Below are 25,650 nucleotides of genomic sequence, written 5' to 3'. Positions count from 1 at the left end.
CCGAAACAGGAATCGGTACGGAGTGCGTAGTTGATTCAGGTGTTATGCGGATCGACGCTACGAAACCCATAGGTCTCGTAACGGGTGCTCACCTTGCCGCCCGCCACGTCCACCACCATGAAGCCCTCCGGGGTGCCATACCGCGTGCCATGCCACCAGTTACCGCTGACGGCGCCGCCTGTGATGTAGGGAACGCCATGCCATTCCACACGCTCGAGAACATGGGTATGTCCCTGAAATACGGCGATCACATTGTAATGGTCGAACAGCGGCAGCACTTCATAGGCGTTGACGACTGACAAGCCATGATGGGCCGGAGGAATGGACGGCGGCGCAGCGTAATCTTCGATTGCCGTGACAAGCGGGATGTGCGTGACGACAATGATGGGCGTCCCCGCAGGTTGCGCCGCAAGATCCTGCGACAACCACGCGATTTGCGCGGCGTCGATCCTTCCCTCATAGGCTCGGTCAGCGGTGATTCCGATTGAATCCAGCACGACGACGTGAACGCCCTTATGATCGAACGCGTAGTAGAGTTGTCCGAAATTATCTTCGAAATACTTCTTGCCATACAGAGGGTCCGTCGGCAGCGCCCCGCTTTTGGTATAAACGCCGAAGCAATCGTGGTTGCCGATCGTATGATGCACAGGCAACGTCAGATCGTCCGCCGTGCGGCGGTACAGGTCGAGCAGCATCGTCGCCCGCCCAGCGTTGACGCCAAGGGCGTCGAAGACATGATCGCCACCCTGAATCGCAAAATCAGCGGGAACTGTTTTCGCTTTCCTGAAGGCCATATGGCACCCGCCATTGGCGTCCAATTCTGGCTGCAAGTGCGTATCGGTTATGAACAGGAACGTAAACGGCTCATGGGCTAACATTGGCGGACGAGCAGGAACGGTCCCCCTGGCGCCGTTAACGGCGAACAGAGACGTTCCGACGGAAAGAGACAGAAACGAGCGCCTGGCAAGATGTAACATTGGGATAACCCGTCGTGAACGTTAGCGCCCGAAAGCCCAACACGTTTGCGCATGGAGGGCGTAAGACTCAACCGCGTCACAAAAACTTCACGGTTCCGACGTCCGTTCGAACGGTGTCTATCCCGTCAAACGCCCGTAAGGCGTAGGACCTGCGTCGCGCCTTCCAATGCATTAGATTAAATCGCGATAATCATGCCTTCCCACGGCTCCAGCGTCAGAGACGGCTCTACAATCGAGTGCTCCGGTATGTTCGCGATCAGAACTCTGGCGGGTTTCACGTCCTGCGGGATGCGGAAAATTTCGGGGGAATCCGAAAAATTCATGACCGTCAGCGTATTACCCGCAGGGTGTTCGCGTCGAAAGGCGTAAATCGCACCATTATCTGGAGAGACGTCGCGATACTTTCCATGGACCAACGCCGGTTGAGTTTTTCTGGTCTTTATCATTGCTTTATAGAAGCCAAACACGGAGTTACGATCGCCTGTCTGTGCGGCGGCGTTGATCGTCCGATAATCCGGGTTGACCAGCATCCATGGAGTTCCGGCCGAGAACCCGGCGTTGCGAGCCGCATTCCACTGCATAGGGGTACGCGCATTATCGCGTGTTGTAGCCGCAAGATTGGCCAACATGCCAGCCGACGTTACGTGATGGCCGCCGACCTGTTCGCTCCAGACATTATGCGCGGTGACGTCATTAAATTGGTCGATCGACGTGAAGGGGTAATTTTCCATGCCTATTTCCTGCCCCTGATAAAGGAAGGGCGTACCTCGCAACGACAGAAGCATGATCGCCAGCATTTTTGCCGACCGTGATCGGAACTCCGGTTTTTGCGATCCATAGCGCGAGACGGAACGAGGAAAATCGTGATCCTCCAGCCAGATCACCGGCCAGACGCCGGGTTCATTATCAAACGCGTTTCCGGCGTTGAAGGCTCGCAAATCCGATAATTTACAGGGCGTCTTGCGCCAGCCGTCTTCAATATCTTTCATCTGTAAGTCGAAAGGAAACCCTGCGGAGAGTTCGTGACGGTCCGCTTGCGTAAGCTCAACAAACAGGGTGCGATCCGCACCCCATGTCTCTCCCACAAAGTAAAGTCTGGAGTCGGCGTTGCAGCGGGCGTACATATCACGCAGATGGGCGTGCAAACGCTCGCCACGGTCGGCGAAAGAGCGACCCGCAGCAATATCCTGCGCCGAGAGGTCATAAAGTTCTAACGGCTTGGCAATGCTGGTGATCGCATCGAAACGAAAGCCATCGACCCCTTTGTCCGACCAGAACTTCAGAATTGCATACAGCTCGCTTCTGACACGCGGGTTTTCCCAATTCAAATCAGGCTGTCTGTTCGTAAACGTATGCAGATAATATTGATTGGTGTGCGAATCCAGCGTCCAGGCCGAGCCACCAAACGCTGAACGCCAGTTGGTGGGCGCAGCGCCGTCTCTACCGTCATGCCAGTGGTAAAAGTCGCGATAAAAACTGTCTTTTGACGAGCTGCTTTTCATAAACCATGAATGCTTATCGCTGGTATGGTTGAAAACCATATCCAGAATGACGCGTATTCCACGTTTTTTTGCGCGTTCAAGAAAATTGTCAAAATCCCGCATCGTGCCGAAATCAGGCATGATTTTACGATAATCGCTTACGTCATAGCCGTTGTCGGCGTTCGGGCTATCGAAGCACGCCGCGACCCAGATCGCGTCAACGCCAAGATCGGCGAGATAATCCACGCGGTCAGCCATGCCTATGAAGTCGCCGATCCCGTCGCCATTCCCGTCCTGGAACGAGCGCGGGTATATTTCGTAAAACACCGCCTCCTGCCACCAGACGGATTTCGGCGACGCGGCGCTTGTGAAACGAGGCGACGCGGCGGCGCCAGCGGCGAGCGCAATCATCGCGCGTCTCGTGATCGTCATGAGTGAATTTCCTGATCCGGCGGCACAGAACATTATGATCACAAAATGATTACGCGATGTCCAGCAGCCTACGCCACCCGCCAGAAGGCTGCCCACTCCCCCGAAACGTGAAGCCGCAAAAAAGGACACTCGACGCGCCTATTGTTCTGCTCCGGCTTCGGCAACGCCTCGCGTCGAACCCACGCCCAAGTCTCCATTTTTTGCGAGACGAATGACAGGTTCGGTTCGAGACCCATGCTCCGCACACCATAAACGTGCGGTAGTAACGCTTCACGTCAGCCCCAGCGAAAACGTCCGACGTGAATCCAAAAAGTCTCAAGAAAAATCCTTCAAAAATTTATCGAAGGCCGAAATCCCGCCTCGTCATACGCCCCCATGCTCGTCCAGAAGTGCGTCAGGCAGTTCCATGACCATCGGCGCTTCCGTCCAGACCAGACTGCACCTCACGGCGCGACCCGGATAAAGGGCGTGCAGCAGGTCGCGATAAGCCGCCATCTGGCGCAGATAGAGAACCGGCGTGCGCTCGACAGAAGCAGGCGGCCGACGATTGGTCTTGAAGTCGCAGATCATAACCGTGTCGTCGAGGACGCGCATACGATCGACCTGTCCCACCACCACATTGCCGCGCACCACACCAGCAAGACGCTGCTCCGCCCGCGCTTCCGGCGCGAAAAGCGGCTCCAGTTCGGCGTGCTCCATCACTTCCAGCACACGTGCCACCAGCCGCGCCGCCTCGCCTTCGTCCAGACCGTTGCCCGGTCTCAGCAACCAGTCATAAGCCACCTGCGTGCGGTCGGCGGCCGGCCGGTCAGGGAGAAACTGCAAAAGGGCGTGCGCAAGCGCGCCGCGCCTGAACGCCGCCTCGCGCGCGGCGTCGGGCGTAATGGACGCCATCTCCAGAGGAGAGCGGGAAGCCGGGCGCTCGCCCATGCCCACATCATCCGGGCGGCTGGGGCTGAGCGGCCGGGCGAGCGCAGACTCCCAGGGCGGCGGGGCGGGACGCCAGTCAGGGGCGGCGCCCATCCACGTCGGCATGGGCGGCGGCGGCGTTGACGGCGCGGCGGCGGCGGATTTCGCCTCGACAGTCGCCCGCTCCTCGATCACCAGACATTCGCCGCCCCACCCGAACCCGAATGACTCGGCATCAGCCTCCGCAGCCTCAAAACCCGCCAGACACCGTGCGTACCAGCTCTCCTCCTGCAGTTTGCGCGGCTCCCACCCGCACACGACCAGTCGATCGCTCGCGCGGGTCAGGGCGACGTAAAGCAGCCGGTTATATTCCTCCGCCGCCTTCACCCGCATCGTTTCGCGGAGCGCCCGCGTCGCCTCGGTTCCCAGATCGCTGCGCGGCGTCAGCACCGGCAGGGGACCAAGACGGTCGTCCAACCACAACAGTCGCGATTCCGCACGCGGCGAACCGGTCGTGTCCGGCAGGATCACCAGCCGCGCCTGCAACCCCTTGGAGCCGTGCGCCGTCATCACACGCACAGCATCGCTACTCGCCTCGGGCTCCCGTTTCACGCTCTCGTTCGATTGCCGGAGCCAGTGCAGAAATCCCTGCAACGACGGCGCATGAGAATCTTCGTAGCGCAGACTGGCCGAGAGCAACTCATCGATCGGCTCCCCTGCCTCTGGCCCAAGACGCGCAAGCAAACGCGCTCGTCCACCGAACGCGCCCAGGGCTTCCGACAAAAGTCCATAGGGAGACAGGTAATCCACGCGCCGGAACAGACCCGACAGAATATGCCAGGCCGTCGTCCAGTCTGGCCGTTGCGCATGACGCTCGCGCAGAACGGTCCACAGCGGCTCCCCATCCTGCCGCTCCATGGCCAACGCCATCAGACTGTCGTCGGCGAGACCGCCGAGCGGCGAGGTCAGCACGCAGGCCAGCGTCAGATCGTCCTGCGGCAGCAGCAACGCGTCGCAAAGCGCCATCAGATCCTGCACGACCGTCTGATCGGCCAGCCCCGTGCGCACCAGCGTCGCGACCGGCACGTCCGCAGATTTCAACGCGCGCACAAACGCTCGCACGAAGGCGGAGCGCCGGGGCACGAGCACAAGCACGTCTCCCGGGGTCAGTTGTCGCTCGCCCGGCGCGGGCGGCTTCAGCAACTCCGCTGCGATCCAGCGCGCCAACGTATCGGCCAGTCGCTGTGGTGGAGAGACGAGCCCGGCATTGCGCGTCGGCGCCGCCCACGGATCGAGCGCAACTTCCATATCCTGCGGCGCGTCTTCGCCGCCCTGCTCCACGCGAGGAACCAGAGGCCACAGTTCGACGCGACCGCCCTGCCCCGGCCGCGCGCTTTCGTGGTGCGGCGCGGGCTGACCCGGGTCGCTGACGCCACGTGCGGCCAGAGGATGTGCAAAGACAGAGTCGACGAGTTTCAGAACCGGCGCCGTAGAGCGAAACGACACGTTCAGCGCCGGCTCCCGCCACTCGCTGCCTGCATCGCGCACCCGTCGTTCGAAAATCTTTCGCCAGTCACGAAAAGCGTCCGGATCGGCGCCCTGAAATCCATAAATGGACTGTTTGTAGTCACCCACGGCGAAAACCGTGCGTGGTCCAGCCGCAGAATCGCGCGCGCCTTCGCCAACAAAAAACTCGGAGGTCAGACCTCCCGCGATCTCCCATTGCACGCGCGACGTGTCCTGCACCTCGTCCAGCAGCAAGTGATCGACGCCTCCGTCCAGCTTGTAGAGCACCCACGCCGAACCCGGATCGCGCAACAGCCCGAGCGTGCGGGCGATCAGATCGTCATATTCCACTTGCCCAAGCAGAGATTTGCGCGCGCCATAAGACTCGATCACCGGGGCCGCTGCGCCCAGAAGAGCGAGGGTCAACGCGATCAACACGCGTGCACGGCGGACTTCCTCCACACGGAGAATCCGGACGACTTCCGCCTCAAACGGCGCTAGAATGTCTTCGTGCGCATCGAGAAATTTTTTGTTGAGTCCAGCGTTTTTTCTCGACTCACCCTTGCCGGTCAGAAACAGATCCCGCCAGTCCACCCAACGCGCCGCGCGCTCCGGCGGATGCTGCGACAGCCAGTCCAGCATGGACGCAGCCATCTTCTTCGCGCTTTCCGCGCCTTCCGCCGCGACAAGCGCTATGGCGCTGCGCAAACCCTCCTCGCCCTGAAGATTCGTGCAGGCCGCAAGCAGCGGATCAGCGTCGGCATCGCCCAACGCGTCCTCTCCGACGCCAAGCGCGCGCGACAGACCCCGCCGCAAACCATCGGGATCTCTACGCGCCAGCTCAAGCACGCGGGGAGCCGCCTTCGCGCTCTTCAGCGTAGTCACCAGTTCGACAAAATCGCGCAATCCTATCTGGGATGCGAGTGCGCCCACCATCGCGGGCGGCAAACGCGCCAGTTCGGTTTCCGTCGCCTCCTGCAACGCAAGCGACGCGTCGGTGTCCTCCATAAGCTGGAAATGCGGATTGATTGCCGCCTCAAGCGGGAAACGTCGCAGCAGGGACTGGCAGAACGCGTGAATCGTGCCGATCCTCATGCCGCCAGGCATGTCCAGCACCCGCGCGAACAGGGCCCGCGCCTGCGCACGCGCCGCCACTGGCGCACGGAGGCTACGCAGGGCTGCGTCCAGTTTCTCATCAGGCAACGTCACCCACGCGCCAAGCGTGCGCTGAAGCCGGATCGCCATTTCCGCAGCGGCCGCCTTGGTGAACGTCAAGCACAGGATGCGCCCCGGATCTGCGCCCGGCAACCACGGACCGCCCGGATCGTCAGGGTTCACACGCGGCAGCATCAGCCGCAGCAGACGATCGATCAGCAACTTCGTCTTGCCGCTCCCCGCCGACGCGGACACAAAAACCGAAGCGCAGGGATCAGACGCTTCATCCTGCTCCGCGCAGGCGATTTCAATAGCCGTCCGCGTCATTCCCCGCCCTCCTCACGCGCGGCGCTCCATTCCGCGACGCGCGCAAGCTGCGCGTAATCCGCGAAACGAGGCTCCTGCCCCGGATGCGGGTGCGAGAGATAAGGTTGATCCGGATTGTCGTAATCCATAACGCGACGACGCAAACTTTCCCAAGCCTGCTCGGCGAGCTCTCCCACAGTGTCCACCTTTGACGTAACGGCGGTCTCCTCGCCGGGCGGCGCGCCTCCCGTCAGACGCCAGTACAGCAGGGCCGAAGGGGCAAGCGCTGCATCGACCGCCTTCGCCGCGGCGCTCGGGAACGCGCCCCGCGTCAGCATGGCCGCTTCCAGAGGAAGTTGCGGGCTCCAGCCTTCAAGAACGGCTTTTCCGCTTGGAACCGATCCAGTCTTGTAATCGAGAAGCGCCGCCGAACCGTCGTCGAAAAGGTCGATCCTGTCGGCGCGGCCCTTCAGTTGAAACGCGCCGCCCGGCGCATCGGTAATCGTCGCCAGCCCGGACGCCTCCGTCAGGATGGCGCGCGGTGCGCCCGTCCCTCGACGCACGCCTTCCGCCTCAGCCACCCAGTCCGCGATTCGCATCAGCCGGGGACGCCACCACGCCGCGAGCGCTGGCCGCAAGCCAGCCTCATCAAGGCAGTTTTCGAAAATCCGACGCAAACGCGCCTGCGCATCATGCGGCCATCCAACGCCAATTTCGTGCAACCACAGATCAAGCGCCGCATGCACCAGCGTTCCGTAATCCGAGGCGTCGACAGACTGCTCCAGTGGATCAAGAGGCCGCAGGCGCAGCACATGTCGCGCATAGATTGCGTAAGGATCACGAATCCAGGTCTCGATTTCGGTGACGCTCAACCTGCGTGGACGACGTGCGAGCGGCGGACGCGGCTGCGGCGGAGCCGCCGCAACGGCAGCACCTTCTGGCCTATCAAGCCGCTTGAGCCACGCCTGAGCAGGATGTTCTGGCAGCGACTGCCTGCGCCCGGCGAGAAACGCATCGAGCCGCACCAGCCAGCGGGCGGGCACCGCAGGCGCGCCATCCCTGCGTCCGGGCGTGGATAAAATCACCTCGTCAGCCGCTGCGACGCAGGACGCGAAATCATGCGCGGCCTGTCCGATTGCGCGCTCCGGGGACGGCAACCCGACGCGGGCGCGCATGGGGCGACTTAGCCACGGCCCCGGATCGGTCGCAGGCGGCCACACCGCCTCCACCAGGCCGCCGAGCACCATCACCTCGACGCTCTGCAAACGCGCTTCCGTCAAACCCCAGATGAACACACGCGGATGCAGAGTCAGGATCGCATCGTCCCGCCCACGCAATACGCGCCGGGTCGCGACGCGGTCTTCGCTCAACACGGCGCAGAGCAGTCCGTCGAGCACGGCCCAGGGCTGGGACGGCAGGATATCCGTCGCAGCGATCAACTCCGAACATCGCTGCGCCAGAGCCTCGCCTTCTTCTCCACGCCACAGCCGCTCGGCGCCCGACGTCTCCGCCGTCGTCGCCAACGCCTCGACGGTTTCCAGCAACGCCTTGACCTGCTCGGGAAGGGGCCTGTCTTCCGCCGCCGCCGTGAGCGCCGGAGCCAAACACCTGTCGAGCGTATCGAGAAAAATGTCGAGCGAGGCCGGGCTGTCCGGGCGATCGGCCGAGGAGCCGTCGTCCCCGTCGATCCGCTTTCCACGCACCGACGCCAGCCGCGCGCGCAGCCCGGCGAGTCCGGGCGCCGGGGCCGGCCCGCGCAGGAGACGGCGCTCCAGAAGGCGCGCCGAAGCGCGACAGTCTCCGACCGTAAACCCACATGCAACGAAAGGATGTTTCAAAAGAGCGAGTAGCGCCACTGGCGCCAGCGCACTGTCGACCGCCTGCACGACAAGGCGCAGCAACGTGGCGGGCGGCGTGGAGAGCAAAGGCTCGCCGGCACTATCGTCCGCCAGCACGTCCCAACGTCGCAACTCGGCGGCCACCCGCGCGGCCAAAGTGCGGTCCGGGGTGACAAGCGCCGCCCGCCGCCCCGGCGTCTCGATGGCCGCGCGCAACGCCAACGCAATGGCGGCTGCTTCTTCCTGCTGATCAGCGGGAGTCAGACGCGTCAGCCCGGCGCAGGATCCGCGTTCCTGATTCGCAGTCCAATCCCCCAGCGCCGTGGCAGGCAGCAACACGCGGGCGATCGTCGTCGCCCGCCCGGCGATCCCGGCGCGCGCACGCTCCTCCTCGCCCCCGAAAATCGAGTCCCAACGCGTCACGTCGCCGCGCGTCGTGTCCAGGTCGGCAAGTAACCGTGACAACCCGTTCTGTGGGTGTCCGTCAGGAAGGGCAGCGAAACTCTCGTCATCCATCGTGAGATCGAGACCGGGCACGACCAGCAGTCCGGCCGGATGCGCCAGCACGCCGCGCAGGGCGTCCACGGTGGCGGGCAGCGCATCGGTGAATCCCACCGCCCAAAGGCGCCCGTCCTGCCCCGACAGCGCGCCCGCGCCTTCCCAGTAACGCCCCTGCGCCCTCAGAAGCGCGATCCGCCGCGCGACCGGGTTCATCAAACCCTGCTCTTCGAGCCATTGCGGCCACGCCGCCGTGACGATGCGCAGGAAATCCAGCGTCACCCGCCAGTGATCGGCGAACCCATCCTCGACTGCGTCCGGGAGCCGTTCTGCAAGATCGACGCCTGCCCATTCGGCCTCGTCCATCAGATCGGCCAGCGCCCGCGCAAGAGGCCAAGCCTGATCCAGCGTCGGACGCGTTCCAAACGCCTGCCCGGCCTGAAGAACCAGCCGCGTCAGAACCGCCAACCGTCGCATTGTCGGAACGGCCGGAGGCAGAAGCAGGCTGTCGGAACTCCCCAGCGCAGTCTCCGCCTCGTCCAGCCCACCGATTGGCATGATGCGGGGCAGCAGAACAGCGCGCCCGTCAGCATGACGCAAGAACGCCTCGGTCAGGGCGCGGGCCGCACGTCGACCTGGTAAAAGAATAGCGCCGTCGCCGATGCGCTCGACGTCGTTATCAACTCCAGCCGCCCAACGCGCCGCGATTTCGTCAAGAAAACGCAGATGCGCCGGGATCGTGAAAACGCCTGAAGCGCCGGTCACAACACGCCCTCGCCGTCGACCCAACGACCGGCCGGATCGCGATCCGGCCACCCTTCCACCAATGCGATACGCTGCGCGTCTTCAGCGGTGAAATCCTCCACGGATTCCGCCAGGGAGGGCGTCAGCGTCACATGCAGCGCACCCGAGGGTGCCAGCGCCCCAAGCCTCTCGGGCCATTCGACGAGCACGATCCCCGCCCGCGCGTCATCCCACCCGAGCTCCTCCAGAGCGTCGGGTCCATCAAGGCGCCACAGGTCGAAATGCGCGACGACCACGTCGGGACTCTCATACATCTGGACAAGAGTGAACGTCGGACTGGGAACCTCCAGCGTCGGATCGTCATGCAGGGCGCGCAGAAAGGCCCGCGCGAAAACGCTTTTCCCCGCCCCTAGCGGTCCGGACAACAGGATCGCGTCGCCAGGACGCGCAAGGCCCGCGATGACGCGCGCCAGCCGCTCCGTGTCGACACGGGTAGGCAGTTCGACTTGTGCGACGGTCATTTCCCGACTCCTGCTGGCATGCGCCATTCTTAGCCGTCACGACCGTCATGCGTCAGGGGGCGGCGCCGGAAAAGCGGGCGACCAGAAAAGCTACGTCGGGCAGTCGGACCGCTAAGCCTTCACTCCGGTTCCGGCTCCGACGCGGACCGCACGCGACCGGCAATATCGTCGAGCGTGTTCTGCTCTTTCCGGCGACTAGCCGCCTCTTTCTCCTGACGCCTGATCTCCATCAGCTTTTCGACCGCCTCGAACGCCGCGCGTGCGAGCGTCAGGCGGGTCCGGCTCGCCTCCACCTCCATCGCCGCATCCTGCTCGAGGCCGCGGGCCCGTTCCAGTGCAGCGCGGCCGACCGGCAGCCACCGCGAATACGCTTCGACCACGTGATCGTCTGCGGAGAAATCCATCGCCGCCTCCCGCTCGTTGAGCAGGTTCTGTTCGGCGATTTTTACCGCGTCCGCCGCGATCATCGCGCGCGCCTGTGCTGCGGCCAGCATCGTTTGTGCTTCTTCCAGCTCCTGTTTTCTCAGACGCCGCAAGGAAGGAAGAGCCGAGGAAGGCATGACAATTGTCCTGAGTTAAGGTGGAAAAGACTGCGACGCATCAGGAGGGCGTGTCGTCGACAGGAACAGGCTCTTCGCGCAGGACGTCGCGCAGAGCGTCGAATGAAGCTGACAAAGTGGAGCGCTCGCGGCGATCCTGAGCCAGAACAGTCTCGATGCCGGGAACCAGGGCGATGGCTTCGTCAACTCTGGAATCCGAACCGGGTCGATAGGCGCCGAGCCGAATCATATCGGCCATATCCGCGTGCACTGACATCAGACTTCGAGCGCGACGGGTCAGTGCATTCTCCGCACCGGAATTACAACCCGGCACGGAACGGGAGAGAGAGCGCAGCACGTCGATAGCGGGATAACGACCTGCCTCGCCAATCTTGCGGTCGAGCACGATGTGCCCGTCCAGAATGCCTCTTACGGCGTCGGCGACAGGTTCATTGTGGTCGTCTCCCTCCACCAGAACCGTAAACAGCGCCGTGATCTGCCCTACCGCTCCGTCCGCCTGAGCCAGTCCCGGCCCCGCGCGCTCCAGCAACCGGGGCAGTTCGGCGAACACCGAGGGAGGATAGCCACGGGTCGCGGGGGGCTCTCCCGTGGAAAGACCGATCTCGCGCAACGCCTGACAGAAACGTGTGACGCTATCCATCAAGAGCAACGCCGACTTGCCCCGGTCGCGGAAATACTCCGCCACGGCCGTCGCCGCGTAAGCCGCCTCTCGTCGCATCAGCGGAGGCGCGTCCGACGTCGCGACGATTACGACAGAACGCGCCAGCCCTTCGGGGCCGAGATCATCCTCCACGAACTCCCGGACTTCACGCCCGCGCTCCCCGACCAGAGAAATGACGGATACGTCGCATGCGGTGTTACGGGCCAACATGGAAAGAAGCGTCGATTTGCCGACGCCAGATCCGGCGAAGAGACCGAGCCGCTGCCCCTGACGGCAAGTGGTGAACAGGTTCATGGCGCGGACGCCAAGATCGATCCGCGCCCCTAACCGCGCACGAAGAGTGGCGTCGGGCGGCGCAGCCCTCACGGCGCGCCATTCAGGACCCGGCGGAAGGGGGCCCTTGCCGTCCAGTGGACGACCGAGCGGATCGACGATGCGTCCAATCCACCCGTCCGACACGCGAAGACTCCCCCCCGGCGTTGGCGCCCGGGCGCCGATGAACACGGGCAACCTCACTTCTGCTCCAGCGCCGACGCCATCGAGGCTGCCAAACGCCATCGCCCGCGCGGTCGTCGCCGAGAAGCCCACGATCTCCGCCAGCGTCTCCGACCCGTCTCTACGCACAATCGTTACGCGGTCGCCGATACTGGCCAACCCCGCGAGACCGTTCACCGTCACCGCGAGGCCAGAAATCGATGCGATTTTCGCAGTAGCAACAGCAGAAGGAATACACGCACAAGTTGCCGATATTCGATCCAGAATACTCATCGACACGAGCAAATCTCCCAAAAAATCGATATTTGTCTAGAAATTTGATCAAAAATAATACGATGTTTCTATATTTATCATAAAATAAATGTCTTTATACACGCTTTACGAGAAATTTCTTTGGACACATACAACCATAAATGGTAACTATTGATCAACGCCACACCGGGGGGGTCGAAAAATGCGTGTACTGCTGGTTGAGGACGATATGGGTGCGGTCGGAGAGATCGCCCAAATCATGAAAAGCGCTGGTTTTACAGTGGATCACGTCGCCGCAGGCGAAGAGGCGATCGAAATGTTGCGGCATTACGACTATGATCTCGCGGTACTCGAACTGATGCTCCGCGACATGGAGGGCTATGAAGTCGTCCGCCGCGTCCGCGCCGCCCGAGTGACCACGCCGATCATCGTTCTATCCAGCCTGACGCGCCCGCAAGCGAAGGTTAAAGCCTTCTCTGTCGGCGCGGACGATTATCTGACGAAGCCTTTCGACGCAGAGGAGCTGATTGCTCGCATGCAAGCGATCCTGCGTCGCTCCAAGGGTTTCAGCGAACCCACGCTACGGATCGGCTCTCTGTGCCTCAGTCTCGACAGCCGGGAAGTCAAGGTTGACGAAGCTCCGGTCCATTTGACGGGCAAGGAATACGCAATTCTGGAGTTGCTGGTCCTCCGCAAAGGCATGGTTCTCACAAAAGATGCTTTCCTCAACCACTTATATGGCGGGATGGATGAACCGGAGATGAAGATCATCGACGTATTCATCTGCAAATTGCGAAAAAAACTGCAGGCGGCCGGAGCGGGCAATCTCATCACCACCGTCTGGGGTCGCGGCTATATGCTGCGCGAACCAAACCAGAGACTCGGCGCCGAAACGACGGAGCAAGTCAGCGAACTGGCGAACCTCGACCAGTTCGCCGCCTGATCGAACTGCGAGAGGTCAACCGTGCGCGATTTCGGCAAACGCCGCGCCATGGTTGAGCGGGCCGGCCCCCGCGCCGTACCCCGGCGCGCGCTCGATCGCCGCGCGCAAGTAAGCGCGCGCGTCCGCCACAGCGTCTCGCAAAGGGCGGCCTTGCGCCAGTCGCGTGGCTATGGCGCTGGCTAGTGTGCATCCGGTCCCGTGCGTGTGCCGGGTTTCGATTCTCGGAGCGGTAAACGCCTCCTCCATACCGTCGGCGATCAGCACATCCGTCAGTATCGTCCCCGGTAGATGACCGCCTTTTACCAAAACAGCAGTCGCTCCGCGCGCGCGCAGCAGTCGCCCGGCTTCCGCCATATCGCGCTCGTCGACGATGCGGCCACCGATCAACCGCTCAGCCTCAGGGATATTGGGCGTAATCACCGTCGCCAACGGCATTAGAACCCCGATCAGGGCGTCAACGGCGTTCTCGTGCAAAAGCGCGGCGCCGCCCTTGGCGATCATCACCGGGTCGAGAACGAACGGGACCTTGCGATAGGTGGCGATTTCCTCCGCCACTACCGCGATGTTATCGGCCCCGCCCAGCATCCCGCTCTTGAACGCGTCCGTTCCAATATCGTCGAGCACACATCGAATCTGTGTTCTCAAAAACTCCGGAGGCGTTTCAACCACGCCAAAAACACCCACAGTATTCTGTGCGGTCAGGGCGGTTATCGCCGTCATCGCGAAGCCACCCAGAGCCGTGATTGTCTTCAGATCGGCCTGAATCCCGGCCCCGCCGCCAGAGTCGCTACCCGCGATACTGAGAACCCGCCCTTGCAAGGGTCAGGCCGGAACGCAGGCGTTCTGGATCGCGGCGCACATATCGTCGACTGCCGCCTCCACGATGGCGGCGTCTTCGGCCTCGACCATCACCCGCACCAGCGGCTCCGTTCCACTTTCCCGCAACACAAGCCGTCCGCCATCGCCAAGCCTCGCGACGATGGCGTCCCGCGCCGCCTCCACATCCGGAAGCTTCAGCGGGCTGGGGCCGGCAAAGCGGATGTTTTTCAGCTTTTGCGGAAATGGCGTGAACACGCTGCAAACTTCGCTGGCCGGACGCCCGTCCTCGATCAGCACAGCGAGAACCTGCAACGCCGCAACCAGCCCGTCGCCGGTCGTTGCGAAGTCCGACAGCACCACATGTCCGGACTGTTCCCCGCCCAGATTCGCGCCACCCTCCCGCATACGCTCCACGACGTAGCGATCGCCGACCGCAGTCCGGACGAGATCGAGGCCCAACGAGGACAGAAAGCGCTCCAGTCCCATATTGGACATCACCGTCGCCACAACTGAAGGCGTAGCCAGCCTGGCCTGCGCAGCCCACGACCGGGCGATCAGTCCGATAATCTGATCGCCGTCGATCAGCCGTCCCGTTTCGTCGGCAAGCAGCATCCGGTCTGCGTCGCCGTCCAAGGCAATCCCCAGGTCCGCACCGTGCGCCACCACCGCTTCGCAGAGCGATTCCGGGTGCGTCGAGCCGCACCCCTCGTTGATGTTTACGCCGTCCGGCGCGCAGCCAATGCGAATGACGTCCGCGCCGAGTTCCCACAGAGCAGTCGGCGCGACGCGATATGCTGCGCCGTGAGCGCAGTCGATGACGATCTTCAAGCCATCCAGACGGCGACCACGCGGAAAAGACGCCTTGGCATGCTCGACATACCTTCCGGCGGCGTCGTTAAGGCGGGACGCGCGTCCGATCTCGGACGGCGAGGCGAGACGTGACGACAGGTCAGCGCCCATCAACGCCTCGATGGTCGTTTCCTCCCGGTCCGACAATTTGAAACCGTCCGGCCCGAACAGCTTGATGCCGTTGTCGCCGAATGGATTGTGCGACGCAGAGATCATGACGCCTAGGTCAGCGCGTAGCGAGCGCGTCAGCATGGCGATGGCGGGCGTCGGCATCGGCCCCACAAGCGTCACGTCCATCCCGGCCGACAGGAACCCGGCGACCAGCGCGCATTCGATCATATAACCGGACAAGCGCGTGTCCTTGCCCACCACGACACGATGGCGGTGTGCGCCCCGCCTGAAATGCAACCCCGCCGCCTGTCCCAGCTTCTGGGCCACCTCAACCGTCATGGGCGAAGTATTGGCCGTGCCCCGGATTCCGTCGGTGCCGAAATATCGTCGTGTCGTGTTCATGCCGCGCCTGTAATGCTCGCATGAGGGCCTATCCGCCCTCACGCGCCAGATTTACCCCTTCTTAGGCCCGGTCGCGCGGAAGAGCCACCATCGGCGCGACATCCTTACCCTTATCCGGCAGCCTTAGGCGCCTTGGCCACGCGCAGCGTATTGGTCGAACCGCTGACGCCAAACGGCATCCCCGCCGCGATGACGATGGACTCTTCCGACTTCGTGAAACCACCGCCGATTGCGATATCGAGCGCCGTGGAAACCATGGTCTCCGCGTCGCGCACGGGCTTGTCCGGATTACTGACCCGAGGCTGCACGCCCCATACGACCGCAAGCCTGCGCGCCGTGTCGATGGTCGGCGTGACACCCAGAATAGGCGACATCGGCCGCTCGCGGGCGACGCGCAAGGCTGTTGGGCCGGTATGAGTGTAGGCGACGATCGCACTCGCGCCGATGGTCGCAGCCACTTGTTGTGCAGCGCCAGCGATCGCGTCAGCCACGTAATGCTCGGGCTCCAGTCGCCCGGCCTGCATCAACGTCCTCCAGCCTGCGTCAGCCTCCACGCGCTGCACAATCCGGTTCATGATCGTCACCGCCTCGCGCGGATATTGACCGGCAGCCGATTCCGCCGAAAGCATCACCGCATCCGCGCCGTCGAAAACGGCCGTGGCTACGTCCGAGGCTTCTGCCCGCGTCGGCGTGGGCGCCGAGATCATGCTCTCCAGCATCTGCGTCGCTACAACCACCGGCTTGCCCAGCGTGCGGGCCAGACGAATGATGCGTTTCTGCGCAAGCGGCACGGCTTCCGGAGGCAACTCGACGCCAAGATCGCCACGAGCGACCATGACTGCGTCGGAGGCCGCGAGAATCGCTTCCAGATTGTCCATGGCCTGAGGTTTTTCGAGCTTGGTCATAATCCAGGCCCGGCCGTCAGTAAGGGTCTTCGCCTCCAGCACGTCTTCAACGCGCTGAACGAACGATAGCGCCACATAGTCGACGCCAAGATCGAGCGCGAACGCCAGATCGGCGCGGTCTTTTTCCGTCAAAGCCGGGATCGGCAGCACCACGTCCGGGACGTTGACGCCCTTGCGATTGCTCAGCGGGCCGCCGAAGGTCACTTCGGTGTCGAGAAAATCCGGACCGACGTGAGTGACGGTGAGTTTGAGCTTACCGTCATCGAGCAGCAGCGCGCTGCCCGGTCGCGCCGCAGCGATGATCTCATGATGCGGCAGGTTGACGCGCGTCGTATCGCCGGGCGTCGGGTCGAGATCCAGGCGGAACGGCGCACCCTGCTCCAGCACCACCCGGCCTTCGGCGAACACGCCGACCCGGAGCTTCGGCCCCTGCACATCGGCCAGAATCCCGATCGGCCTGCCGAGCTCAGCCTCAACCTGCCGAACGATCTTGTGACGGGCCGCGTGGTCTTCATGCGAACCGTGCGAGAAATTGAAACGAAAGACGTCAGCTCCCGCGAGGGTAAGATCGCGGATGACTTCGTACGTCGAGGACGCCGGACCCAACGTCGCGACGATCTTCGTTCGGCACTGCAAAGCCGCCATGCTTTTAGACCTCCCTTGGTATGCCCTCGGGACGCTGTCCGCCGCGCCGCTCGTCAGAGGCAGGCGGCGCGAACGCATCAGGAAGGCGGATACGCCTCGTCGGCCGATACGCCCCAGACCGAAGAGCGACGCAGCCAGCCATCGTATTGGCGCACCGACACCTTGCACCAGGCTGAGCCCGCCGCACAGGTGCGTAACGTGCCGACCACGCCAGGTTTCAACACCGCGACGACCGGGGCGGTGTCGTCGCCTGACGCGCGCAGCATCACTGCGCCGGACGTCTTCAGGGCGTCGGCCTCCTTCGGCACAGACCCGATGACGCGCGGTTCCATGTGCCCTGCGGGCGGCTGGTCCGCATGTCCGGTTGACGATTGAGTCGCTGTCTGACCCTGCTGAGGCGGCGCGGCGCCGGGCGTTGCCGCCGGGGTTTCGGGGCTTGCGCCGGGCACTACAAAATCTCGCGATCCGACCAGCGTCGCCTGATGCACCCACCCTTTTACGCCGTCCGAATCCTCGACCAGACGCCAGACGTCGAATTCGCGCTCAATCACCACCGGCAACCCCCGACGATGATACACCCACTGGATAGGGTAACGCTGCCCCGGCCCGGCGCGCATGTTGACTTCGTCGGCCCGGAAGGCCGCATAACGCGGCAGGGGCAGACCGGTATTCGTTCCCTTCTGCGCATCGGGGGCCGCTGCTGGCGCGCCCGGCGCGCTGGCGTCTGGTTGCTGCAGAGCCGGCGCGCCGTCCGGAATGGGCATAGGCGCCGGGACCACAGAGCCTGCGGTCGGAACCGCATGGTGGTGCGGCAGAGGGTGCTTCGCCGGATGGTGGTGGGCAGCAGATTTATGCGCGCCCTCTGGCGTGGCCGGATGCTTCGCCTTGGGGCGCCCTTCATGCGCCACGTGGTGTGCGTGCGCGCCATGCGCCGCCTTGGCGGTGGGGGGCTTGGTGGCCATCGACTTCGCGGAAGCAGCCGCCTCTGCGTGGTGATGATGGTGATGATGCGGCGTGGTCGCCGTATCGGCCGCATGGGCGCCGACGGCGAACGTTACGGATGTCGCCAGAAGCGTGGCGGCGCACAGGGAGCGAGTGGCGGTCATGCGCGCATCCGTGCCAAGCCCTGCGCCTTACGGCAAGTGGGTTCTGCAGGCGGCGCGCTGAATTCTCTTGTTTGAAAGGGCGTCTGACGCCGTTTTCACAGCGGACAGGCGCGATCCTGCAGCAAAGGCAAGCGCAGCGCCGACGTTGCAGAAATGGGGCCGCGCATCCTCTCGTCGACGCCGGAACCATGGTGACGGACGACTGTGACGCATCCCTGAAACGGGCCGAACAATACCGAGCCAGTAGAAAGATCGGCCACGAAGGTCCCGAGTCGCAACTGATCGCCGACGGCGGCGCTCATGAAACAGAGCCCTTAAAGCCTCCGACCAGGAAAACCCGACCGAATTGCCACTTGATGGAGCAAGGCTCAGGCACCTCGCACTATTGAAGGCGGCAATCGCATGAAGCTGAAGGCGCTGCGTGCCCTAAAACGCGGAACGGCAAAGGCTGGGCACGAACCTTCCGACCTTACGTCGCAACTGCGGCAACCTGGTCGGAAACCCTGCCGCACACCAGACAATGCGGATCACGGCCAATTCGAATCGTGGTGAAGCGGGTCGCAAGCGCGTCCCAGAGAATAAGCCGCCCATCCATGCTTTCCCCGAGATCAAGCAGTTCCTTAAGGGCTTCTGTCGCCTGGAGCGTTCCAAGAACGCCCGTCACTGCGCCGAACACGCCTGCGTCGCCGCAACTCGGCGCGTCAGGCGCGGCTTGCGTCTCCGGATAGAGGCAATTGTAACAAGGGCCGCCGAGATGCGGACGAAAAGTCGTCAGTTGTCCTTCGAAACGGGTCACAGCCGCAGAAACAAGCGTGCGCTTGGCTGCAATGCAGGCCCTGTTGACCACGTAACGCGTGTCGAAATTGTCGCAGCCGTCGCATACGAGGTCATACCCGCCGACCAGCGCCGCCGCATTGCCGTCGGTCAGACGCACCGCATGCGTTTCGATCGCAACCTCGGGATTAAGCGCTGAAAGCGCGCGAGCGGCGGACTCGACTTTCGCGACGCCGACGCGGTCGGTCGTGTGCAGGATCTGCCGTTGCAGATTGGACAGTTCGACCCGATCGTCATCGACAAGACCGACCCGTCCGACGCCCGCCGCCGCAAGATAACAGGCGAGCGGGCTCCCAAGCCCTCCTGCGCCGACGATCAGGACCGAGGCATTGCGCAGGCGCATCTGCCCTGTTCCGCCGACCTCGGGCAGAAGAATGTGGCGGGAATAGCGCTGAATCTCGCTCTCGGTCAGTTCGGCAAACACAGGCGCCTCGCACGTCGGAAGACAGGCCGGGACCTCACGCCCTGATAGAGACGCGACGGTAACTCACTGATTTTAAGCGTATGCGTCGTAAAATCTCCAGCACGGCTCCGTGACGTATCGACGCAAACCACACGCTGCGCGGCGATCACACATTCCCACAAGACAACTTCACGTTTTCGTGATATTGAATGCGCGAAGCAGGCCCATGAATGCATGGCTGCGTTGCGCATGTTATGGTGGGGCTCAGTCAACAGGATTCAACCATGAAGGCCGCCGAGATCATTCCCTATACATTCATGACGGAATGCCCGCGCCGTCGCAGCGCACGCAAGGTTTGCGTCGCTGCGTTCCTGACGTCGTTCGCGATCTACGCGGCGTCGCCCTTCATGGCGATGTGGTCGATCGCGACGTCGGTCCGGCAGCACGACATGGTGACGCTAGGCCATGCGATTAACTGGGGCCTGCTCGACGCTTCGCTAAAACAGCAGGTGCTGGCGGATCTCAACCTCCAGCCGACGAACGCGTCTGACGACCTGCCGGCTTTTGGCGAATCCTTCGCGACCAACGTCGTGTCCAACGCCGTCGATATCCACGTCACGCAGAACAACCTCGGCGTCGTAGTGGACGAAGCCATGGCGGCCATCCCCAAGGCAACCGGCGGCGGGACAATTTTCGGAACGTTGAGACACGCCTCCGGCCACTTCACGCGTCTCGACGCGTTTCAGGCGCAGGTCACGCTTCCGGGACACGAAAACGACACGCCGCTCGCCATCGAACTGCGGATCGAAGGCTGGCGCTGGAAGCTGACGCGTATCGACCTGCCCGCGCCCAAGCATCCCGTTATGGAAGCCTCGGCGACCCCGCATAACGCCTGAGCACTCTGCGTGCGGGCGAGGTAAGCATTCTCGCCCGCTTTAGCCTCCGTGTTTCGGTCGATTCTTACTTGCCAGCCGTAGCGGGCAGGTCTTCTTCCAGAACGACCAGATTGATCGCGTAAGACACTTCGCCCTCGTCTTCGTCGCGATGAACTGTACCGACTACTTCGCCGTTAACAGCGATTTCCACGGACAATCCCGGACGCGGCGGAGCGTTGACGGTCAACCCCTTCGAATCCAGCAGACGGCGCAGGCAAACTTGCAGCCGGGCGATTTCAGATGATGAGATCGTGCTCAAGGTCGGGTCTCCAGAGAATGAATTCACTTCAACTCGTCGCAGCCCGAATCTGACAGGGCAGCGTTCGCTCGGCGCCTCTATGCTCACCTCGGAATCGGGCAGGCGACGGCGGATTTGGCAGGGCTATAGGTGCTGCGCTCCAACATCGCAACCTTGATCTTGGGCGAAGACGATCCCGCAGCATGGAACTCGCAGTCAGGACATCCTAACGATTTTCACCGCTACGCCAGCACGAAACATGTGGATATGACTGTCGCAGCAAGTTCATGCATCATGATGAAGAGGGTAAAGTGACGAGAGCGCACAAGCTCGATCCGGCGCAATCCACCTGACCTCGCGCATGGCCTGAAGCCTGCGCCGACCCGCGCCCAAGCGCAGAACTTCCGATGTCACACAGCTTCGGCAAAGCGGACATATACTACGGAGCGCTGATAGTTTCGCCACCAGTCGACGGAACCTATTAGCGCTACAGTTGCATATTATATTGAGTTTTGAATCTATGGGTAACCATGATTCAGGATATGATGAGTGGCGGTGCATCTGTTGAAGATACGCTGGATTTGTGGGCGTCCGGGCTTCGGTCCGCCAAGGAACGGATCGCGCCGTTGCTTACGCAGAAGCGTGTTGCGGCTTCTGCCTGCGCCTTCCTTGACGTTGTGAGTGGCAATGAACCACGCAAGACGGGATGGATGCGCGTGGAAGCCGCAGGAGATCGCGGTCCATGGCGGCAACAGGCGCTTCTGGGTCGCGGGCACTGGGATGCCAATGCCCTTCGCGATGTCGTCAGGGAGCATGTGGTCGAGCATCTGGGCACAGAAGATGGCGTGCTGGTCATCGATGAGACCGGCTTGCAGAAGAAAGGTCAGGCGTCGTGCGGTGTGGGGCGGTAGTATACGGGATCTGCCAGCAAGATCACGAACTGCCAGATTGGTGTATTTGCCGCCTATGTATCGGCGCGGGGCCATGCCTTTGTTGACCGCGCCCTGTATCTTCCAAAAGACTGGACGTCGAACCGTGAGCGCCTGAAGCGAGCCCACGTTCCTGATGACGTGGTGTTTGCAACCAAACCGGCCCTGGCCTCGATGATGATTGAGCGGAGTATTGAGACCGGCGTGCCCTTCCGCTGAGTTGCAGCAGAAAGCGTGTATGGCGTGGGCTATGTGGAACGCATGCTTCGTCGGGCAGGAATTGGATATGTCGTTTGCGTCAAAGGCAATCACCGGTTCGGGTCATGGGCGACAAATCCGCTGATTGCAGGCGAAGCCAAAGACATCGCTGCGGATCTGTCCGCGCAGGACTGGCGCCGTCTGTCTGCGGGACATGGCATAAAAGGTGAGCGTCTGTATGACTGGGCGTATCTCTCCCTTGCCGATCTGGATGCTGAAGAATTTGACTGCCCTACAGCCGGACCATGGACACGCGGCCTGCTGATCCGCCGGAACACCGCCGATGGAGACCTTGCCTGTTTTACGACATGGTGTCCGAAAGGGACGACCATGCAGGAACTCGTGAACGTTGAAGGGGCGCGCTGGAGGGTCGAAGAATGTTTCGAGACAGCCAAAAACGAATTCGGTCTTGATCATAACGAAACCCGTTCCTGGTATGGTTGGCACCGGCATACCTCTCTGGTCATGCCCGCCTATGCCGTCATGGCAAGTGTCCGGTATCAGGCAAACTCACTGAAACCGAAAAAAACACAGCACCGGACACGACAGTCCTTGTCCGCTGGTCCATACAGGAAATCAGGCGTTTCGTCGTAAAACTCTCACAACGCAGACTCCCCGTCGCCCACATCCTCAGATGGTCCGTCTTTAGACGAACACATCAGGCCAGCGCTATCCGCGCTCATTCACAATACAAAATGCAACTGTAGTGCTAGAGCCGCACACACTACGCCTCCTCCTCAGATCACCATCACCCAGTTTCAGTCACAACTCCCAGCAAACTCGGGCAACCTCCGCCCGATCGCGCTTTCTTGTCACGAACTGAAGGGGACTGGCCTATAATTGCCAACCTCAGATATAAAGACTGGGGAGTTGTCATGGCTATCGCAATCTATACCGCGAGCCACGATAGCGGAGATACATAGAATAAAGACTAAGGAGCGGACCGCGTAGTGCCCCGAACCATAACAAACCCGATTACTCGGGAATGGCTGGCTTTAATCGTTTTGCTGGCGCTTCCTTTCGTGATCCATGCGCCGGGTCTTCTGGGTTTTCTGTCGGAAGATCCAATTTACAGCTTTCTGAAATTCGGCCCGCTCCCGGAGGATCCGGTTCTTCCCGGCTTTCCGGGATGGCTTGACCCCAACTCCGGGGCCACTACGCAAGCATTGGGCGCGTCGGCGGCGCGGCAGTGGCTTTCTGGACACGTACCGTGGTGGGATTCCTATTCCGGCATCGGAATGCCAATGGCGGCGGAAATGCAAAGTTCCGCGCTATTTTTCCCGTTTGTTCTTCTTCTCGCCCTACCGAACGGTCCGGTTTTATTGAAAATCGCCATGCAATGTCTCGCAGGGTTCGCAATGTATGGTCTAGCGCGAGAGATGCGGCTTTCTTTCGGCGCGCGTATCGTCGTCAGCACTCTTATGGAGTGCTCGGGAACTTTTGCGTGGTTTTCGCATGGACCGATCATGCCTGTGCCGTTTTTGCCGATGCTGGTCTGGGGAATCATGAGATGCGGCGGGAATCGGGACGCGGAGCGTCGCTGGGGATGGCTTCTCGTCGCATTGGGCATCGGTGGTTCAATTATCGCAGGATTTCCGGAGACAGCGTTTCTTGATGGGCTTCTTGCGCTTGTGATTGCTATGTGGCGAATCGGTATCTCCCGCCACGGCCTGCCCACGGCTCTCCATATTATCGGTGGCGGGCTTTTGGGAGTGCTTCTTTCCGCCCCCGCATGGGTTCCGTTCATTCTTCTGATTCGCGATGCCTATCTTGGCCAGAATTCCGATATAGGGACAGCCCACGCTGATGTTGCGAATGCGGCCATGCTGTTGTTTCCTTATCTTCTTGGGCCACCGCAATTCGCGTTTTTCGTTCAGGCTAGTGAAACCGCTAGAGCTTTGTGGTGGCACACTAGCGCCTATTGCGATTTCACTTTGATCCTGGCAGCTCTTGTCGGGTTGGCAGGCGCAGTTTTTTCCTCTCGTCGGATCGGGAGTGTTGCATGGCGTGGTTTGCGAGTGGTCCTTGGCCTCTATCTGCTAATGACGGGGATGAAGGCTTTTGGTATCCAGCCTGGACAATACCTGATGGATATGATTCCAGGCATCCGTCAGACCATGACGCATATTTATATCGGGCCGAGCTGGTGGTTCGCTCTCAGCCTGCTCGCCGGACTGGCATTCGATGATACGCGCACAGCCCCAAAAGCGGCTGTGCGGCACGCATGCGTGCTGACGTTTGTTCCGCTTGCAATGACAAGCGTTCTGGTGGTGGGCGGCGCACGCAGTGCTATTGCCGAGTTGTGGACGCACGGCCACCATTACCACGCTCTTGTCGCATGGTCTTTCATGTGGGCCGTAACTACAGCGACGCTTCTTCTCTGGGGATTCTGGAAATCCGGAAAGAGCGGAAGAGTGTTGGCAGGAATGACACTGTTGGTCAATTCCGTTGTCCTGTTTTCGGTCCCTCTGCTCTGTGGTGTGAAACCAGTAAGATCCGATGAGACCGCTCTATCTGTCTTGCGGCATCTGACCCGACTGCAGCGGGTGCTGAGTCTTAATGCTCTAGCTCCCAATTATGGTGCCTATTACGGGATCGCTTCGATCAATTACACCTATCTTCCAGTGCCACGGAATTTTGCGAACGAAATCGCGGCGCATGCGGTCAGTGACGGTGACCCAACACAGTATATTCCGGCGGGACTTAGTCGGGCTATGTCGGATACTCCCGAGTATTGGCAGAACATTCAGACCATCCCACAGCTTGGTTCTGGACAAACGTTGGAGTGGTTGCGCAAACAATCCGTAGGCTTCATCGTGGCCCGCAACGGTACGGACGTATGGAGAGACCGTGCTGCATCCTCCATTGGCCCCGGGAGTGCTGTGCCCGTACCTCTAGGCACGGGTACCGTCCACGGGCAGATCACGCTCCCCGCGCCGGGAAAAGACGGTAAAGAGACAACCGCGACGATCCGAAAAATCGGTGTGTCTTTAGGAACCTATCAGGGCGCGTCTCGTGGGCGTATAGAGATGTCGCTGTGTGCGTCCGATGACTGTGCCACGGCGACTGGCGAACTGGATCGCGCTAATGACAATAGGCTGACATGGCTAGATCTTTCGCGTCCTCTGACAGTTTCTCAGACTGAGGAACGAACGTTGGATGTAACGATCAGGGGCAGTCAAACGGATCGCCCGGCAGCGCTCTGGATGTGGCCCGCACGACAGAGGCAGGCCGAGCACATTCCTTTCTTTGCCGTGGACTACAATTTTAATCAGACGGGGCTGGAGACCGTCTACAGAGACCCTTACGTATTTATTCAGACCATCTCTGGTGCAGCACCCTATTTTTCGGCTCCCGGCTGCATAATGAAGCCGACAGATCGTAATGCGTTGAGCGCCGACTGCCCGGTGGGAACGACGCTGGTCCGGCATGAATTGTATGCAGAGCATTGGCGCGCGACATTAAACGGAGCCTCGGTTCCTGTCGGGATGACGGAGGACGGGCTACATCAGACGGTGACGCTCCCACCGGGAAAATCAGCGATTATATTTGATTATAGGCCCCCGGGATATCGGCTGCTGTGCACGCTGTTCGGTTTGGGGTTGGCAGGATGCGCAGGATGGCTGATGATGGAAAGAAGAAGGCAGCGTCTTTAACGGTTTGTGGAATTCGGGCTTTAAGGACCGAATCATCTCGATTTACGCACGAGTCATAAGCATATGAGAAATCCTGGGACATCTGCTTGAAATCTATGCTGTGGAGCCTGTCGGGGTCCCCAGACGACATTATGCACTTTGCATGACCAGGTTAGCAACGTTTCTGAGCATGAGGGATGCGCAGGCGATGGTGTGCATTTCAGCAAGTGTTGAGGCGCAGCGCTCGTAGTCTTTCATCTGGAGGGATCGAAGAGCCGTTGATTGATGCGCTTGGCCCGTAAT

Annotated in this window: 17 protein-coding genes and 1 pseudogene; 4 read left to right on the top strand and 14 right to left on the bottom strand. The window is 61.6% G+C overall.

Annotation, left to right across the window (positions count from 1 at the left end; translation table 11 throughout):
• Nucleotides 1-35: 35 nt before the first annotated feature.
• The 7 genes from HK28_RS01395 to fliI all read right to left on the bottom strand — a co-directional run bounded on the left by HK28_RS01395 (nt 36) and on the right by fliI (nt 12,356).
• Entirely contained in the window at nt 36-977 is a 942-nt protein-coding gene (locus HK28_RS01395; RefSeq protein ID WP_086642838.1) for a metallophosphoesterase, read from the bottom strand.
• 176 nt (nt 978-1,153) lie between these two features.
• Nucleotides 1,154-2,890, bottom strand: a complete 1,737-nt coding sequence (locus HK28_RS01390; RefSeq protein WP_158093349.1) for an alpha-glucosidase — start codon at nt 2,888-2,890, stop codon at nt 1,154-1,156.
• Nucleotides 2,891-3,253: 363 nt separating this feature from the next.
• Entirely contained in the window at nt 3,254-6,787 is a 3,534-nt protein-coding gene (gene addA / locus HK28_RS01385) for a double-strand break repair helicase AddA (protein WP_086642836.1), read from the bottom strand.
• A complete protein-coding gene (addB, locus tag HK28_RS01380) occupies nt 6,784-9,867 on the bottom strand; it encodes a double-strand break repair protein AddB (RefSeq protein ID WP_086642835.1) in 3,084 nt (1,027 codons plus the stop codon). The genes addA and addB overlap by 4 nt, the downstream gene beginning before the upstream one ends.
• A complete protein-coding gene (tsaE, locus tag HK28_RS01375) occupies nt 9,864-10,367 on the bottom strand; it encodes a tRNA (adenosine(37)-N6)-threonylcarbamoyltransferase complex ATPase subunit type 1 TsaE (RefSeq protein ID WP_086642834.1) in 504 nt (167 codons plus the stop codon). The genes addB and tsaE overlap by 4 nt, the downstream gene beginning before the upstream one ends.
• A 119-nt stretch (nt 10,368-10,486) precedes the next feature.
• Entirely contained in the window at nt 10,487-10,927 is a 441-nt protein-coding gene (locus HK28_RS01370) for a flagellar FliJ family protein (protein ID WP_086642833.1), read from the bottom strand.
• A 40-nt stretch (nt 10,928-10,967) separates the two neighbouring features.
• On the bottom strand, nt 10,968-12,356 hold the full coding sequence (fliI, locus tag HK28_RS01365; RefSeq protein ID WP_086642832.1) for a flagellar protein export ATPase FliI: 1,389 nt from the start codon (nt 12,354-12,356) through the stop codon (nt 10,968-10,970).
• Nucleotides 12,357-12,537: 181 nt separating this feature from the next.
• Here fliI and ctrA point away from each other — a divergent pair, with 181 nt between their 5' ends.
• On the top strand, nt 12,538-13,278 hold the full coding sequence (gene ctrA, locus HK28_RS01360; RefSeq protein WP_086642831.1) for a response regulator transcription factor CtrA: 741 nt from the start codon (nt 12,538-12,540) through the stop codon (nt 13,276-13,278).
• A 15-nt stretch (nt 13,279-13,293) separates the two neighbouring features.
• Here the strand turns inward: ctrA and thiD are convergent, their stop codons facing one another.
• The 6 genes from thiD to HK28_RS01330 form a co-directional block, all read right to left on the bottom strand.
• Complete coding sequence (thiD, locus tag HK28_RS01355) at nt 13,294-14,097, bottom strand: bifunctional hydroxymethylpyrimidine kinase/phosphomethylpyrimidine kinase (RefSeq protein WP_086642830.1); 804 nt, start codon at nt 14,095-14,097, stop codon at nt 13,294-13,296.
• A gap of 3 nt (nt 14,098-14,100) precedes the next feature.
• The gene (gene glmM / locus HK28_RS01350) at nt 14,101-15,459 is read right to left on the bottom strand and encodes a phosphoglucosamine mutase (protein ID WP_086642829.1); all 1,359 of its coding nucleotides are present in this window, start codon (nt 15,457-15,459) and stop codon (nt 14,101-14,103) included.
• A gap of 110 nt (nt 15,460-15,569) precedes the next feature.
• Entirely contained in the window at nt 15,570-17,009 is a 1,440-nt protein-coding gene (pyk, locus tag HK28_RS01345) for a pyruvate kinase (RefSeq protein ID WP_086642860.1), read from the bottom strand.
• 77 nt (nt 17,010-17,086) lie between these two features.
• The gene (locus tag HK28_RS01340; protein ID WP_086642828.1) at nt 17,087-18,115 is read right to left on the bottom strand and encodes an SH3 domain-containing protein; all 1,029 of its coding nucleotides are present in this window, start codon (nt 18,113-18,115) and stop codon (nt 17,087-17,089) included.
• Nucleotides 18,116-18,210: 95 nt separating this feature from the next.
• Entirely contained in the window at nt 18,211-18,417 is a 207-nt protein-coding gene (locus HK28_RS01335; protein ID WP_086642827.1) for a hypothetical protein, read from the bottom strand.
• A gap of 167 nt (nt 18,418-18,584) precedes the next feature.
• Nucleotides 18,585-19,373 carry a molybdopterin-synthase adenylyltransferase MoeB gene (locus HK28_RS01330; protein ID WP_086642826.1) on the bottom strand — a complete coding sequence of 263 codons (789 nt, stop codon included), beginning with the start codon at nt 19,371-19,373 and terminating at the stop codon, nt 18,585-18,587.
• Between the two features lie 263 nt (nt 19,374-19,636).
• On the opposite strand from HK28_RS01330, the gene HK28_RS01325 reads away from it, so the two are divergent.
• The gene (locus HK28_RS01325; RefSeq protein WP_086642859.1) at nt 19,637-20,248 is read left to right on the top strand and encodes a DUF2939 domain-containing protein; all 612 of its coding nucleotides are present in this window, start codon (nt 19,637-19,639) and stop codon (nt 20,246-20,248) included.
• Nucleotides 20,249-20,312: 64 nt separating this feature from the next.
• Here HK28_RS01325 and HK28_RS01320 read toward each other — a convergent pair whose 3' ends face one another.
• Entirely contained in the window at nt 20,313-20,546 is a 234-nt protein-coding gene (locus tag HK28_RS01320; RefSeq protein WP_086642858.1) for a DUF3126 family protein, read from the bottom strand.
• A 509-nt stretch (nt 20,547-21,055) separates the two neighbouring features.
• Here HK28_RS01320 and HK28_RS01315 point away from each other — a divergent pair.
• Nucleotides 21,056-22,306: pseudogene (locus HK28_RS01315) on the top strand (IS701 family transposase).
• Nucleotides 22,307-22,662: 356 nt separating this feature from the next.
• Nucleotides 22,663-25,368: a hypothetical protein gene (locus tag HK28_RS01310; RefSeq protein WP_143217272.1), complete on the top strand. Its 2,706-nt coding sequence runs from the start codon at nt 22,663-22,665 to the stop codon at nt 25,366-25,368.
• Nucleotides 25,369-25,650: the final 282 nt, after the last annotated feature.

The sequence above is a fragment of the Acetobacter sp. DsW_063 genome (assembly GCF_002153745.1).
Lineage (GTDB): Bacteria > Pseudomonadota > Alphaproteobacteria > Acetobacterales > Acetobacteraceae > Acetobacter.
Note: the sequence above shows the minus strand (reverse complement) of the source record. Positions and strands in the feature narration are given on the sequence as shown.